This window comes from Microbulbifer maximicatervae (SeqCode), from assembly GCF_052467505.1.
Map to the genome: position 1 here is coordinate 606,408 of NZ_CP174313.1, position 15,850 is coordinate 622,257.

The window sequence follows — 15,850 nt, forward strand, 5'->3', positions numbered from 1 at the left end:
ATGAAGGTTAGTGACTGGCTAAAGGGGTTTACGGTAGACCTGTTCTCCTTCAACCCAGGTCTCCAGAACCTGTACCTTCCAGATCTCCTGGGGAGCTATCGTAAAAATATCCTTATCCAGCAAAATAAAATCGGCGAACTTCCCGGCTTCAAGGTTGCCGATGACTTTCTCCTGATGGCTGGCATAGGCTGCATCCAGGGTAAAGGCGCGCAGGGCTTGCTCCAGAGTCATAGCTTCTTCTGTGCGCCAGCCTTTACTGGGGTCTCCCTGACGGTCGCGGCGGGTAACTGCGGCGTGTAGACCGAAAAGCGGGTTTGCGGGTTCTACAGGGAAGTCGGAGCCTGCGGCGATGGAAGTGCCTTGTTCCAGCAGGGTCTGCCAAGCGTAGGCGCCGATCAGTCGTTCATTCCCCAGGCGGTCTCCGGCCATACTCTTATCGCTGGTAGCGTGAGTGGGCTGCATAGAGGCAATCAGGTTGAGCCGGGCGAAGCGCGGAATATCTTCCACCTCAATAACCTGGGCGTGCTCCACACGATGACGATAGCTAGCCTGGCTCTCTGCCTTGTTTAGGGTTTCCAAATGGTTCAATACGATATGGTTAGCCCTGTCGCCGATTGCATGTACGTTAACCTGGAAGTTATTGTCGGTAGCCAGCTTGAGCAAAGCCAACATTTTGTCTTCCGGGTAGAGCAGCAGCCCCTTTTCCTGAGGGCGGTCGTGGTAGGGCTCCAGCAGGGCAGCGCCTCGGCTTCCCAAGGCGCCATCGGCGGAAAGTTTGATGCTGCGCATATACAGCCGGTCCGATGGCTCTCCAATATGCCCCGCCTGAAGTAACTGGGCATAGTTGTGGCTATCTACTGAAAGCATGGGGTAAATACGCAACGGGATGGCTTTCTTATTTGCCAGGTCTCGGTAGGCGTTCAGGGTCTGTTCGCTGATACCCGCATCATGCACACTGGTTAATCCCAGGGAGAGAGCGGTGGTAAATGCATTTTGTAGACTCTTTTTCTCCTGGGCTAAAGTAGGTGCGGGTATCGCCTTGTACATCAGGCTCATGGCGTTATCGATCAGGATGCCTGTCGGGTTGCCGTTTTCATCCCGTAGAATCTCACCGCCATCGGGTGATTGGGTTTCCTTGTCGATCCCCGCTAACTCCAGGGCCCTGGAATTGGCCCAACCTGCGTGGCCATCGACCCTGCGCAACCAAATTGGCTGCTCTATTTCCAATTTATCCAGTTGTTTACGGGTTGGGAAAGCTTTGCAGGGCCAGGTAACCTGGTTCCAGCCACGGCCGGATAGCCATTCGTCGGGCCCCAGGTCCCGGGCGTATTTCTTGATGGCTGAGAGTGCTTGTGCAAGGGAGTGATTGCGTAAGTCCAATTCACCGGTGAGTTGGCCCAGGCCCAGCATATGGCCGTGGGCATCAATTAGGCCTGGAAGTAGGGTTTTACCCTGCGCATCAATTCTATCGGCTGTAGGAAATTGCTTTTCCAGCTGTTGATAGCTTCCAGTTGCCAGTACCTTGCCTTGATCAAAGGCTAAAGCATCGAACGTGAGTAGTTGATCATCAGTAGTTTGGTAGCCGGAAACATTGTGAATCAGAGTGGTGGACTGAACACACAGTGAGGTGGCCATAAGTAGAGTGGCGGTAAGGGGGCGGAAAAAACGCATAGATAGCTTGCCTTATAGGGCGAACTTTGAACCTCGCCCCAACTAGTCGAATATCTTGAAGTTCGAGTTATTGTTTTGCTGGATCTATGCGCAGTAAACGGCCTTTGGGGCCATCGGTCAATATGTAAAGACTGCCATCCTGGCCAACTTCTGCGTCGCGTACGCGCTCCCCAATAGGTATCCTTAGCTCGCCAATAGCGGCATCATCTTTTATCTGAATGACCCGTAAATCTTCGCTAACTAACCCGGCGGAAATCAGTCTTCCTCTCCATTCGGGGAAGGCATTGCCGGTATAGAATGCCAGTCCTCCAGGGGCGTGGGTATCGAGCCAGGCCAGTGCGGGTGAGGTAAATTCTGGATCCTCGATTTTGAAGGCTATATTGGAGCCATCTCGATAGTCCCGACCAAAAGTGACCCTTGGCCAGCCATAGTTACTGCCAGCTTTGAGGCGGTTCAATTCATCGCCTCCAGCGGGGCCGTGTTCGGAGGACCAGATCTCCCCACTTTGTTGATCGATCACCAATCCTTGCGGGTTGCGGTGGCCAAAGCTCCAGATTTGCGGCAGGGCATCTGCTTGGTTTTTGAAAGGGTTGTCGTCGGGAATGGAACCGTCCCCATTAATACGAATAATAGAGCCGAAGTGGGTTTGCAGGTTTTGGGCCTGTTCCCTGGCAAAAATATCGAGAAATTCTTGTGGGGGATTACCGCCATCGCCAATGGTAGCCAGCAACGTTTTATCAGGTAGGAAGGCGAGCCGGGAACCGAAGTGTGCGCCGTTATTTTTACCCTGCGCGGACTTGAATATCTCTTCAAAGTTTTCCAACTTGCCGTTATTCCACTTAGCCCGACCAATGGCAAGTCGGTTGCTGTCCATATTGCCAATGGCATAACTGAAGTAGAGCATCTGGTCTTGAGGGAAGGTGGGGCTCACAGCGATATCAAGCAAGCCCCCTTGGCCAAGAAACAATATTTCTGCTGGAAGCTCGATAGGGTTCGCTAATAATTTTCCATCTTTTACAATTCTGAGTTGTCCGCTGCGCTGGGTGATAAGAAAACTTCCATCAGGCAGGCTGGTTATACCCCAAGGGTATTCAAGTGGGCCGGCGACTGAAGTAAGGGTAACTTCTTCGGCGAGCGGAATAGTGCCTCGGGAAATCAAAGGATTATTCTGGCTATTGGCAGCAGTGCTAAAAAAGATGCAGATTGTGACAACTACACTAAGGAGGTATTTCACCACATGGCCTCTATCGATTTGTCTCGGGATTGAGCATAGATAGAGTAGTCACTGGGGAATGTCCAGGCAGTGCGCCAGGGTAACTGTCAGGGCGTTAAATCACTCTGTAGGGAGGTGAATGGATGTCCCGCTGGTTGATTATCGCAGGAATAATTTTAGTGTTGGTTGGGGTGCTATTGCACTTTTCCCCAGGGTTATTCAGCTGGTTCGGGCGCTTGCCGGGAGATATTCGTGTGGAGTCGGGGCGCACCCGTTTTTACTTTCCAATTGTATCGATGATTATCGTTAGTTTGGTATTGAGTTTACTGGTGAATTTATTTCGACGTTAATAAAAAACCGCCAGGGCAACTATCTCCTGGCGGTGAGAGGGAGTTTATGGAGTGTAGCGGAAGCGCATCAGCTTGTAGGGTGGCTTGGCATTACCAAGGCCAGAACTGAAAGCAGGGTGCTGGTGAAGTTGATCCTGGGTGATATATACCCAGCCATTGCTAATGGCGAGGCTGTCAGGCCAAGAGAGTTGTTTGTCCTGTAATAGGATTTGGTAATTGCCCTGGGTGGTCAGTCCAATGGCGTTATTCTGCAGGTCGGTAACCAGCACGCCACCTCCAGGTGCCATAGCAATGCCATCGCTGGGGTTTTTGGGGCCAAACTCTTCAATTTGTGTGGTTAGTTTGCTCTCGGAAATATCGGCGTCCGCCAACTGCGCCACAGGAAGACGGAAGATTTTATCGCCGCTGAGGCTGCCAAAGTAGAGCCATTCAGACTTGTCGTCCAGGGCAATGGGATTGAGACCAAAGTGCAGGCTTTTATTCGTATCACCCTCAGTTTTAGCCGCCAGCAAAACTCCGCCGATAATGAGATCCTGCTTTGGCGGCATAAATTCATTAGCGCTTTCCAGTACGCGCCGAGAGCGTCCGGTTTTCAGGTCGACGACAATAATTGCCGGTTTAGTCGCGCCGTTAAAATTACCGAAGGACATATCGGCGATGTAGATTTTTTGGCGCTTTTCATCCAGGGCAAAATCCTGCGGAAATGAATTTTCCACTAATGCGGACTTGGAGATTTCAATCTGTTGGTGCAGTTTATTATTGACGCTGTCCCAGGCGACAAGTTGGACGGGTGTATTTTCACCGCCCATATCCAAAATCCAGACGATGCCTTTGCTGTCAGAGTGAATGCCAATTACTGATCCAAAACCCACTTCACCCTGCTCAGACCCATCCGCCCAATCTCGATTGGGAAAGGGTTGCTTGGAGCCGTTGGCCATTACCTCGAGTACTTTTAGTTTTGGCGCATCCAGTGGGTGCATGCTGACCAGTACCCGGCCATTGGGGGTGACAGTGACACCGGCAGCGCGGGACTCGCTGAATTCAGTGACTGTTTGCAGTGACTTCGCTTCAGCTGCGTGAGAGACGCTGGAGGCTAAGCTGCCAACACCTGCAAGAGCCAGTGCGGCAAATAGTATTTTCGGGGACTTCATTGCGACTTCCTTAAATTTTACGGTGTCTTAGTTTTTGGCTTGTTTGCGCAGCGCATCTTCCAAGGCGCTGAGTTTTTTGTTGCCGATATAAAGCTGGGACAGTGCAGCCAGGGCGGCGCTGCCAATTTTCTGTTTGGCATCTTTGCGCACGATGAGCGTTGCTTCATCTTGAGTGCCGAGAAGCCCTTTGGGCTCTTTTAGTGCGCGGATGGTGTAGCGGTTGTGGAGAAATTGCGGGTGCCACAAGGGGATCACTACCCAGCGCTCCTGCGCTACGGCGTCTTCAAAACGGTTGAAGCAGTCCGCTTCTGTTCCCGGTCGGAATTCGTAACCTGCCTTATCGAGGCCATAGGCCTGGATCATTTCAGCGGAAAAGCGGCTAATACCGGCACCGGGATTGATTCCCTGGATCAGGCGATCCATACGGGTGAGGGCGGGTTCGCTGAGTAGGTCATCAACGCTGGCAATTGCATTTTCGGGCACATAATCCGGCACGCCCCAGATACAGTAGGGCTCATACAGCACGGTCACTTTTTCTACCTGGTCCAGCAGGGGATTCAGGTAGACCTCGTGGCTGGAGGGCAGCCAGGCCGAAGTTAAAAGGTCGATTTCCCCGTTTTTTAACAGCTCGAAGGCCGCCTCATGGGGGGCGGACTTGAAGCTGGTTTGGTGGCCGTGAGCCTCAAGAACCTTGGCGACTTCCCGGGCGCTGGCCTCGTGGAAAGAGAGCGCAATGTGTCCGATGCGAATACTGTTATCCATACCGAAACTCCCTAGTGTAAGTTTGTGACTGTGCAGTAGTTACTGCGATAGGGGTATTGTGGTTGCTTTGATTTACCGGATAAACTGCTATTAATAGAAATCAATATTCGGTATTTCCGATCAATGCTGATAGATAATCTCAAGTTGTTCCTGCAAATTGTTGATAAAGGTAGCCTGGTCGCCGCAGCGCGGGACTCGGGCCTATCTTCCAGTAGGGTTTCCGAGCGCCTTGCGGCATTGGAGTCGCACTTCGGTGTGGTGTTATTGAATAGAACAACCCGGGCAATTAGCCTGACAGAGGAAGGGCGTACCCTGATTGAGGGTGCTAAACAGATTCTGGGTGAAGTGGATGACCTTGAAAGCCGTATTCGATCAGGAGCACAGACCCTGTCCGGTGGCATTCGCGTAAGTGCCCCCTGCGACTTGGGGCGTGCGATTGTGGCCCCGGAAATTGACCGCTTCTTACTGGATCACCCGGCTATTTCTATTGAATTGCTGTTGTCGGATGGTTATGTGGACATTGTCGGTCAGGGTATTGATATTGCCTTGCGTTTCGGTGCAATCACCGACAGTTCACTTCGGGTCAGGACCCTGAGCCAAAAGCAGCGCATCCTCTGCGCTTCTCCCAGCTATTTACAAGAGCGTGGCACTCCACAAAGGCCCGAGGACCTGAAGGGTCACAACTGTCTGGTAATGCGTTTCGGTGAAAACCTGGATAGCCACTGGCGCTTTCTCGACAGCCGCGATGGATCGGGGAGTGAGCAAACTGTGGTGGTACGCGGCGACCGGGTGACCAATGACGGGGAACTGGCTCGCCAGTGGTGCCTGAAGGGAAGTGGCATTATTTTAAAATCGGAATTGGATGTAGGGTCGGATATCCAGGCGGGCAGGCTGGTTCGCCTGCTAGAAGAGTACACTCCACCGCCGGTACCGCTTCAAATGTTGTTCCCTCCAAGCCGGGCCCAGCCGCGCCGGGTGGCGGTATTTGCAGACCGTTTGGCCATGAAATTTATATCCACTTCTGCGAGGATTTAATCGCCCCTCTCAAATTGATTGTTATCTTTATTTATTTTGAATTCAGGCCGTAAAGCTCTGGCATTTTTTTATTCTTCTATAATTAGACTTGTGACTTTCTAGTTCATTTATATCAGTGCCGGTATTAAGTTTTTTAGTGGTGGAGGCAGTTGATGATACTAGACATCATATATGCGGTAATTATTCTGTATGTGTTGATTTGCCTGGTGCTGTATTTTAAAGACAAGTCCTACTTCTACAAAAATGCGGCCATTATACAAGCTCCACCCGAAGCCTTGTTTGATTATGTGGTAGACCTGCGAAATTGGGAAAGCAAATATCCGAACACTTTATTTGCGGAATACAATCTGGGGGGCGATAAGTCTACTGTAGGTAGCGTGGCGATCGAAAAATATTGGGGGATTACTGGCTACCACGTAATGAAGCATCAATTAATAAATTATGAGCGGCCCAACAAAATTTCCTGGGAGGGGAAGACGATTTACGGTGGTGCGCTGGTTCTATTATTTTTACCAATTACTAAACACATCACCGGCCATTTCAGTTACACCATTACCGAAATGAAGGGTGGGGCAAGTCACTGGGAGAGACAGTGTTATTTCAAAATGCACTCTGCGAACCCAATTTATCAGCTAGTGTACTTGCTTTATATGCCGCTGTTCAGACTTGAGCTGTTAAAAGCGTTGCGGCTATACCAGGCGGAAGTGAAAGAAATGATGGAGAAGATTTACACGGATTAATTGTATTTTTTGACGCCGCAAAATAAAAAAAGGCCGCATGGGAGTACGGCCATCAAGGGACTTATTTGCGAGATAGGAGAGTGTAAAACTCGTTAATTAAAAATCGTATCTGATTGACGCAGAGAAAGTACGTCCCGGCGCCGCATTGACAGAAAGATCGCTACCTTCATCCCAGCCTGCAACATTCAGGTAGGGAACGTAGTATTTATCCATCAGGTTGTTAACCGCCAAGTTCACAGACATGGAGTCCATTACCTGATAACCCAGGGTCCAGTCTACAGTGCCATAACCGGCAGTTTCAGTAGCGCCGTCGTTCACTTTTTCCATACGGTCTGCCCAGCGCACCAGTATCTGGCTGGAGAGTTTGGCTCCGCTGTAGCTTGCACCGACCACGCCAGAAAGTGGGCTGATGCTGGTTAGGTATTCACCGGTGGTGTCGTTTTCGCCGCGCTGGTAGCTGGCATTTGCAAACAACTCGATTGTTGGAGACAGGTACCAGCTGGCGCTCGCCTCTATACCTTTGATGGTGACAGATTCGATGTTCTGGTACTGGTACTGTTCAAATACATGGGAGAAACTGCCGTCATCACCATTTACAGATTCTTGGTGAATTAAAGTGGTTTCCAGGAAATCATCGTATTCGGTATAAAACGCTGCAGTACTGAAAGCTACAGGGCCCAGGTGCCCGCGCAGGCCGAGCTCGAAGGTGTCACTGGTTTCTGGTGACAAATCGTCGGCGGGCAGAACCTCGTAGATGTATTCGGAGGTAGGTTGCAGGTAATGCTCGATATAGGCTAAATCGTAGGCCGGCACTTTAAAGCCCTGTCCGTATTGGGCAAAGGCGGACAGTTTCGGATTGATTCGGTACAGCGTGCCCAGGTTGAAGGAAACATTGCTTTCTTCAATGGTGGCAAATGGAGTGTCATCAGACTTCAATGCACCGTTGGGGTCCATTTCGTACCAGTCGTAGCGCAGGCCCGGGGTAACGGTCAGCTGGCCATTGGCGAATGACATTTCGTCATTGATAAACAGGCCGGCGCGCGCCACTTCGTTTTCTGGGAATTTCTCGGTGGTGGAGTCCAGGGTGGAGCTACCCGCAACTTCACGGTATTGGTGAACGGTACGCTCGCTCTCCGTTTGCTCCAGGTCCAGACCGTAACCCAGGGTGTGGGTCTCATTCAGGGTTTTGCTGGCGTTGGACAGCAGGCCGATAGTGTCCTGGCGGTAGAGGCCGGTTTCCCACATGTCGCGGATTTCAATCACACCGAACATGGGGGCGTTGATGTCCAGTTGCCCGTACTGCTCGTCTTCCTGTTCAGACTTGTTGTTGTACAAGCTGATATTTACCTGATCGTAAATCGCAGTTGGAGTCTCGCTGTGGTAGCGGAGCTGGTATGCAGTGGTCTCTTTGTCGGAAACAGATTGTTCAGCGACGATGTTGTAGCCGTAGTCGGCCAGTCCGCGGAAGTAATACAGCAGGCCATCGGCACTGTCACCGACAGTTTCCTGGTTCCAGTGATCGATGCTGAAGCTGATAAAGTCTTCGCCACCCAGGTTGTATTTACCTTTGTACAGGATGCTCTTCGATTCAATCTCGAAGGGGTCCTGGGTTTCGTCGTAGTTCTGCTGTTCTTCACCATCGCGGAAGGTGGTGTGCAGCAGTTGCTCAAAATTGCCGGTGCGCAGGGCAAGGGTAGGGGAAACATTGTGCTGGCTGGTGATGCCGTTGTAGCCGGTCTTGATAGAGCCGCCAAACTGCTCGCCATCTTCCAGGTAGTCGGAAGCATCTTTGGTGGTGAATACTACGATACCGGCAAGGGCGTCTGAACCGTACAGGGAGGAGGCTGCGCCTTTGGCAACTTCAACCTGCTTTAGGGTGTCCACTTCAATAAAGCCGCGACCAACAATGTCGTTTTGGCCATTGGCGCCATAACCCTCGTTCACCCGCATACCGTCTTTGATAATCAGTACACGGTCACCGCCCATGCCGCGCACCAGAATATTTTGCGCGCCGCCAGCCTCACCGGTTACTTCAACACCGGGCTCGTATTGGAACAACTGGTTCATGTCATTGAGCTGAAGCTGCTCAATTTCCTCATTGGTCACCACGGAAACGCTGCCCGCAACGTCTTTCAGGGGTTTTTCTGCGCGCCCGCTGACGACGATCAGCTCGAGTTCATTGCTGGACGGAGAGGTCGGGGTCTCTGCGTACAGGTTTGAGGCGGAGGCTAAGCCCAAAATGGCTGCTGCTAGTGGGCGACGTTTCATGGTGAATTCCTTGATGTCGTTGATTCGGTCTGCTCGTTAAGGGTCTCTGGTTGCCCTTTCGCTTGGTCTTGTCGACCAGTTCGGAGCGAGATTATATGGATACTTATTAAAATGTAAAGGTAAATGCGAATCAATATCAATTAGATTAAATTTGACCTTAAAAGTTTCTTTGGGTACTTTCCGCTCAAATTTGTGAACGGCATCAATAGTGGGGCTTGGGAGGCTTGCAGTGAATATTCAATCAATTGAGACCTTAATGGCGGATGTGGCCGACCTGTTTATGGCCCCAGTATTACTGGCGATCCTGGTACTTTTTATCTACTCGCTTTATGCCGCCGGGCGCTTTATTTCACTGTGGATGCTTCGCCGCAAAAATGCCGGAGCCTATCGGTTGGCATTGAAGCAAGGTCGGGTTGAGCGCCTGCCGGGCTACCAAGTACACAACTTTTTCGTGAATAACCCTTTGGCATGTGACGACGAATTGGAAGTTTTTGCGTTGAGAAAACTGGAGCTTCTTCGCATGGCTACCCGGATCGCGCCCATGTTGGGTTTGATTGCCACCATGATTCCCATGGGGCCGGCACTTCGCGCCCTGGCCGATGGCAATATCCAGGGAATCAGTGAAAACCTGATTATTGCTTTCGCCGCTGTGATCTGGGGCTTGGTAATCTCCACGATTACCTTCTGGCCTGCCTCAGTGAAAAAGCGCTGGTTTGCCTCTGAGCTGATCAATATCCGCAAGCTGAAGGAGGCCGACTGATGCGCTTCCTCGACGAAGATGAAGAACTGAATCCTATTCTGAGCGCGGTGAACCTGATCGATGTGTTTCTGGTCATTATCGCCGCGCTGCTGATTGCTATTGCGCAAAATCCCTTGAACGTTTTTTCCAATGAAAAGGTCACGGTGATTAAAAATGCCGGCGAACCCAATATGGAAGTGATCGTCAAGGACGGTAAGGAAATCAAACAATACAAATCCACCGGGGAAATTGGCTCAGGGGAGGGCACCCGTGCGGGAGTGGCTTACCAGATGGCCGATGGCAGCCTGGTTTATGTACCGGAAGGGGAAGGTAAAGATGCTCCCACCGGTGAAAAAGCTTCGGGGGGGAATTAGTGGTGCGTAATAAACTATGGGCACAGTTTGTGTGCCTATTGATGAGCTTGGCTTTTGCAACCTTTGCCCAGGCCAGTGATAAACCCAAAGTACTCTTGATGATGTCGAGCCACACGGCCAAGGCAAAAGGTACATTGCTGGCTGATCTCTCTGCAGACCAACCCTTTGAGCTGGAGATCTTTAACAGCAAAGGTAAGAGTGATGAGGAAATCGACCTGGCTTGGTCTTCCGCTGAACTGATAATGCTGGATGGCATCAACCCGGCGCTTTCTGCTTTTATGTTTGGCAAGTTCCAGCCAATGCTGGCCAAGCATCCGCAAGTTCCGGTGATTTCCCTGGGGGATGCAGATAATAAGTCCATGAACCAGGGGTTGGCAGAGTCCGAGCATCGGGCGATAGCCGCTTATTTTAATAATGCGGGCCGCAAAAACTACCGGTATATGATGCAGTTTTTGTCGGCAGAGGTATTTGACCTTTCCAGTGGCTCAGTACCGGAACCGATAATTGTACCCAAGGTGGGTTTTTATCATCCCCGCCTGGAGCAGCTTGTCACCGATAAAGAGGAATTTTTCTTTGACTGGTTAAAGCCCGCTGAGCAGCAGCCAGTGATTGCTGTGGCTATCCATCGCTCCGTGGTGGATTACGAGCAGCAGCAGGTTGTCGACACCCTGTTGGATGGTCTTGAGGCTAAAGGTGCCAAGGCTTTCGCCTTCTTCTTTGAAGGCGAAGACTTGCCGCTTTCCTATCCAGACTTATTGCAAACCGACAGCGGCAATACCCGTGTCGACTTGATGATTAATTACCGCTCCCTGCACTATGTCAGCAAGCGCCGCGCTGAATTTGAGAAGTTGGGAGTGCCGGTTATTCACGCGCTCAATTACACCGAGGGCAGCGAAGAAGAATATTTTGCTGATAATAGCGGTGTATCTCCATCCCTGACTCCATTCTTCCTGGTAATGCCTGAAGATACTGGCAGCATCGATCCGGTGATTATCGCTGCTAATAAAGACGGCAATAAAGTAGTGATGGATGTACAGATGCAGGCCTTGATAGAGCGCGCCTGGAATCACGCCTCCCTCGCTTATCAAAGCAACACCAATAAAAAGGTGGCAACGTTTATTTGGAACTACCCGCCCGGGGAAAAAAATATCGGTGCGGCTTTCCTGGATGTACCCAGCTCGATTGAGTCGATTGCCCAGGCAATGCGCGAAAGAGGCTATGAGGTACATATCAGGGATTCAAAAACCCTTATCGATTGGGCCGGGCAGTTGTTGCGCCCTTATTATCGTCGCGAAGACAGCGTAGCCTTGATCGATAAAGGGCTGGCTGATTGGATGCCGCTGTCCACCTATCAAGCCTGGTTTGACCAACTGCCTGCAACTGTACGGGATCCTATTGTAGAGCGTTGGGGCAAGCCGGAAGACAATGCCATGTTGGCCGAACATAACGGCGAGCCTGCATTTGTTATTCCCCGGATGACCCTTGGCAATTTGATTGTGTTGCCGCAAGGCGTTCGCGCGGACAATGCCAAGGATCACTCTTCCCTATACCACGATATGAAAACCCCGGTGAACCACGCCTACCTGGCGGTTTACCTCTATGCGCGGGAAACCTTTGGTGCCGATGCCTACATTCACCTGGGAACCCATGGCTCCCAGGAGTGGCTCAGTGGCAAAGAGCGGGGCCTGTCGGTTTACGATGCACCCAGTTTGGCCCTGGGAAATATCCCGGTGTTCTACCCCTACATTATCGATAACGTGGGAGAGGCCATGCAGGCCAAGCGCCGTGGCCGTGCCACCATGATCAGCCACTTGACCCCAGGCTTCGCGAAAGCGGGCTTGTATGCGGAAGTGGCTGAGTTGTCCGAGTTAATTGGCAATTACCTGGTATTGTCTGAGGGGCAGACCCGGGCCAATACCCAAGAGCGTATTATCAGTCTGGCCGAAGAGCTCAATATGCTCAAGGATCTGGAAATCAGTGCTGAAGCCTTAAGTGCGGATTTTGATGGCCAACTGAGCCGCTTGCAGGATCATTTGGGTCAATTGGCAGAGATGAGCCAGCCGCTGGGCATCCATCGTTTTGGTCAGCTGCCCAAAACCGAACACCTCACCAGCACCATGCTGCAAATGTTGGGTGAAGGGTTTATCACCGCAGCGGATGAATATGAGGCGGAGCACGGGTTGCGTTTGCCGGAAGAGCAAACCCGGGACGAGCGCAATGTTGTGGCTTTGGAAGCGCAGGCAGGGTTCCAGTTACTGGATACCTTCCTGGAGGGCGGTGAGCTGGAGCAGGTTCCTGAGCCCTTGCAGGCCCAGTTGGATCAGGCCCGGGAATACTCCGATAACTTTGCCAAAATTGCCGAGCTGGAAAACCTGATGTCGGCACTCGATGGTAACTACATTCCTGTAAGCCATGGGGGTGACCCGATTCGCAACCCGCAGGCGGTGCCCACCGGCCGCAACCTGATTGGCTTTAACCCGGCTAAGGTCCCATCGAAGGAAGCCTATGAAGCTGGTGTACAGCTGATGGACCAGACCATTGCTGACTACCATGCAAAGCATGGCCGCTTCCCGGACAAGTTGGCTTTCTCCCTGTGGTCCCTTGAAACCATGCGCCACCAGGGAGCCCTGGAAGCCCAGATCCTGCACGCCCTGGGCCTAAAACCCAAGTGGAACCAGCAGGGCAATGTTACCGGTACAGAAGTTATTCCCTACTCGGAATTAAAGCGCCCGCGTATTGATGTCGTAATCTCTGCGACAGGCCTTTATAGGGATGCTTTCCCCAACGTGATGCTGTGGTTGGCAGAAGCCATCGATAAAGTGGCGCAGATGAAAGAAGACAATAACTTTGTTTACCGCCACAGCCAGGCATTGCAACAGCAGCTGCTGGAAGACGGCAACAGTGAAGAGGATTCACGCTATTTGTCATCGGTGCGTATCTTCTCCAATGAAAGCGGCAACTATGGAACGGGTCTTGCCGCCGCTAGCCTGGCCTCTGACAGTTGGGAGGGGGATGACAAGCTCGCTGACCTCTATATGCGCCGTATGGGCTTTGCCTATGGCAAAGATGAATCCCGCTGGAGCGAGGATCAGCGCAGTGTTGAGCTGTACGGCAAGGTGCTGTCTGGCACTGATGGGGTGATTTTTTCCCGCTCCACCAACCTCTACGCCATGATGACCAATGATGATCCCTTCCAATACTTTGGCGGTATCGGTCTGGCAGTTCGCAATCTGGATGGCGCAACGCCGGAAATGTATGTTTCCAATTTGCGTCGCAAAGATAACGTAAAAGCGCAAACCCTTGCGGAGTTCGTTAACCAGGAAATGCGCAGCCGTTACTTCCACCCCCGCTGGATTGAGGCGATGCAGGATTCCGGCTACGCCGGCGCTACCGCTATCCTGGATCGCGTCAACAATATGTGGGGCTGGGAAGTAATGACTCCGGAAACCATTCGCGACGACCAATGGCAGGAAATGTTTGAAGTCTACGTGGATGACAAATATGAAATGGACATGCGCGAATTCTTCGAAGAGCACAATGCCGAGGCCCTGGCCCAGATGTTGGAGCGAATGCTGGAAGCGGTGCGCAAGGGATATTGGGATGCGAAGCCTGAAACCCTGGAGAAAATGGTAGAGACCTACACCGAGCTGGCAAATCAGTTTGATGTGGCTACCGACAATGACAAGTTCAAGGAATTCGTCAATCAGCAGGCACTAGGGTTCGGCCTTGCGGCCCTGGCCAATGCCCAGGTATTGGATAACCCTCAGGTTAGCAGCGCCAATGCTGCGCAACAGGTCAGTGGCCAGAAGCTGGAGCAGGTTGCAGAGCCGACTCCCAGTGATAAGCCGGAAAAGCTGATATGGCTACTGTTGATGGCTATAGTGTTGGCTGGCTTTGTCAGCGGTTTCTTTGATCATAAGTGGGTGCGAACCAAGCCCGCTTAATGCCCTTCTTTAACGGCACCCGATCTGCTTAAGGCCGGGTGCCGTTAACCCCCCTCTGTTTTACCCCTTTCGTGTAAATATTCTTAAAGCTGCCTCGGCTACAGGGTTAAGAATTGTTGACCCCGGCAACTATTACTCTCTTACTGTGTTAGCTTTCTATATAGAAGGTAAAAAGTGCATTTTGATTACTTTGTAAATCATTAAGCTTGCAGCTTGTCAGATTAATAGGGCTACAGCTTGGTGAGCTTACGACTATAGCTGTCTCTCGAAAGGAGGTTGGAACGATGGGAAAACGATATCAGGCGGCCTTCCTGGGCCTTATATCGATTACGGCAAATGCCTGGTCTCTGGAAAACCCTTACTCGAGCAATGGGCGGTGGCTGAGGGTTCTGCCAAAGTAGAAACGGAGAACCTGTTTTCCTGTGCTTCCGGTCGCTCCCGGTTGTCGCCAATGGGGGTGAAGCAGGTAGAGGGCAAAGCCTTTACCGTTCCGGCTGAAGTGAATTACAGCAAGCGGTACTTTGCTGCAGATCTCTATAACCAGTGCTCTGGGGTCACTCCATCCTCATTGGAGGATATGGACCTTACAAAGGTACCGGTGGTCGATATCGACAAAGAAGGCGAGGTGGTTACCGGTTATATCTTTGCCGACAATTATTTTGAGCTATATATCAATGGCAAGTTAGTTGCTGTTGATCCGGTTCCATTTACGCCATTTAACTCCAGTGTGGTTAAGTTCAGGGTAAAGAGACCCTACGATATCGCTGTAAAAGCGGTTGACTGGGAGGAGAACTTAGGGGAGGGCACAGAGAGTAATAGAGGTGTCCGCACTCACGCCGGTGACGGTGGCTTTATTGCCAGCTTTTCTGACGGTACCAAAACGAATTCAAAGTGGCATGCACAAACTTTTTATACTGCACCTATTTATGATTTGGGGTGCATGAAAGAGCGGGGAGAAGAGCGAACCTCCTCGGACTGTGCTGAGAGGCCCCCAAAACCAGGTGCACAAGTCTATTCTCTGCACTGGGATATTCCGAAAAATTGGAAAGTCGACGATTGCTATCTTTCTTGGCCTTATGCGACAGAGTACACGGAGCAGCAGATAGGTGTGGACAATAAAGCGGCGTATATGAATTTTCGGAAACAGTTTTATGGCAGTGGTGCTAAATTTATCTGGTCAAAAAATATAGTCCTGGATAATTTGGTGTTGTTGCGCTATCGAGTTGAGTAACGGTGTCACCATTGGCCAATTAACTGCTGTGCGCTGAAGTTACTCCGTACAGCTTTATCTCTACCCAATCAAGAATAAATAGATTGTCTGAATTGCCTGCCTAGTTACGATTTTCTAGTTTGTCCTTATATTCACTTTTTTCTAACAGAAAATTCTATTCCAAAATCGAAGAGAAATTTTGAGCTTCAACTTTTTTCTTCTATTGCCTTTCGTACACTGAAATTATTAATTCTGCTTAAAAATCTACCAAATTTGTTTCTTGTGAAACTTATTTTTTGGTTTTTGCAGGTGCTCCTGATCGTATTTGGGGGAATCTCGCCACTGGTATTTGGCTTGAACTAATTTGGTGCAAAAAGGGTTTTCGTGAAATAT

Annotated in this window: 12 protein-coding genes; 7 read left to right on the forward strand and 5 right to left on the reverse strand. The window is 51.0% G+C overall.

The window, feature by feature from the left end:
* Positions 1-18: 18 nt before the first annotated feature.
* Complete coding sequence (locus ACJJIN_RS02740) at positions 19-1,671, reverse strand: amidohydrolase (RefSeq protein ID WP_444896774.1); 1,653 nt, start codon at positions 1,669-1,671, stop codon at positions 19-21.
* Between the two features lie 67 nt (positions 1,672-1,738).
* A complete protein-coding gene (locus ACJJIN_RS02745; protein WP_444896775.1) occupies positions 1,739-2,905 on the reverse strand; it encodes a PQQ-dependent sugar dehydrogenase in 1,167 nt (388 codons plus the stop codon).
* 122 nt (positions 2,906-3,027) lie between these two features.
* Here ACJJIN_RS02745 and ACJJIN_RS02750 point away from each other — a divergent pair, with 122 nt between their 5' ends.
* Entirely contained in the window at positions 3,028-3,234 is a 207-nt protein-coding gene (locus ACJJIN_RS02750; protein ID WP_282933328.1) for a DUF2905 domain-containing protein, read from the forward strand.
* A gap of 44 nt (positions 3,235-3,278) precedes the next feature.
* On the opposite strand, the gene ACJJIN_RS02755 is transcribed toward ACJJIN_RS02750, so the two are convergent.
* Together ACJJIN_RS02755 and ACJJIN_RS02760 are read right to left on the reverse strand one after the other, a co-directional pair.
* Positions 3,279-4,385 carry an L-dopachrome tautomerase-related protein gene (locus ACJJIN_RS02755; protein WP_444896776.1) on the reverse strand — a complete coding sequence of 369 codons (1,107 nt, stop codon included), beginning with the start codon at positions 4,383-4,385 and terminating at the stop codon, positions 3,279-3,281.
* A 27-nt stretch (positions 4,386-4,412) separates the two neighbouring features.
* Positions 4,413-5,147, reverse strand: coding sequence for a glycine betaine ABC transporter substrate-binding protein (locus tag ACJJIN_RS02760; RefSeq protein WP_444896777.1), 735 nt, complete (start codon positions 5,145-5,147; stop codon positions 4,413-4,415).
* 123 nt (positions 5,148-5,270) lie between these two features.
* Here ACJJIN_RS02760 and ACJJIN_RS02765 point away from each other — a divergent pair, with 123 nt between their 5' ends.
* Both ACJJIN_RS02765 and ACJJIN_RS02770 read left to right on the forward strand, forming a co-directional pair.
* A complete protein-coding gene (locus ACJJIN_RS02765; RefSeq protein WP_413665260.1) occupies positions 5,271-6,182 on the forward strand; it encodes a LysR family transcriptional regulator in 912 nt (303 codons plus the stop codon).
* Between the two features lie 152 nt (positions 6,183-6,334).
* Positions 6,335-6,922, forward strand: coding sequence for an SRPBCC family protein (locus ACJJIN_RS02770; protein WP_444896778.1), 588 nt, complete (start codon positions 6,335-6,337; stop codon positions 6,920-6,922).
* 96 nt (positions 6,923-7,018) lie between these two features.
* Here the strand turns inward: ACJJIN_RS02770 and ACJJIN_RS02775 are convergent, their stop codons facing one another.
* Complete coding sequence (locus ACJJIN_RS02775) at positions 7,019-9,190, reverse strand: TonB-dependent hemoglobin/transferrin/lactoferrin family receptor (RefSeq protein ID WP_444896779.1); 2,172 nt, start codon at positions 9,188-9,190, stop codon at positions 7,019-7,021.
* A 229-nt stretch (positions 9,191-9,419) separates the two neighbouring features.
* On the opposite strand from ACJJIN_RS02775, the gene ACJJIN_RS02780 reads away from it, so the two are divergent.
* The 4 genes from ACJJIN_RS02780 (at position 9,420) to ACJJIN_RS02795 (ending at position 15,478) form a co-directional block, all read left to right on the forward strand.
* Positions 9,420-9,950, forward strand: a complete 531-nt coding sequence (locus tag ACJJIN_RS02780; RefSeq protein ID WP_444896780.1) for a MotA/TolQ/ExbB proton channel family protein — start codon at positions 9,420-9,422, stop codon at positions 9,948-9,950.
* Complete coding sequence (locus ACJJIN_RS02785; RefSeq protein ID WP_444896781.1) at positions 9,950-10,303, forward strand: DUF2149 domain-containing protein; 354 nt, start codon at positions 9,950-9,952, stop codon at positions 10,301-10,303. Before ACJJIN_RS02780 ends, ACJJIN_RS02785 begins: the two co-directional genes overlap by 1 nt.
* A gap of 2 nt (positions 10,304-10,305) precedes the next feature.
* Positions 10,306-14,247, forward strand: a complete 3,942-nt coding sequence (gene cobN, locus ACJJIN_RS02790; RefSeq protein ID WP_444896782.1) for a cobaltochelatase subunit CobN — start codon at positions 10,306-10,308, stop codon at positions 14,245-14,247.
* Positions 14,248-14,623: 376 nt separating this feature from the next.
* A complete protein-coding gene (locus ACJJIN_RS02795) occupies positions 14,624-15,478 on the forward strand; it encodes a hypothetical protein (RefSeq protein ID WP_444896783.1) in 855 nt (284 codons plus the stop codon).
* Positions 15,479-15,850: the final 372 nt, after the last annotated feature.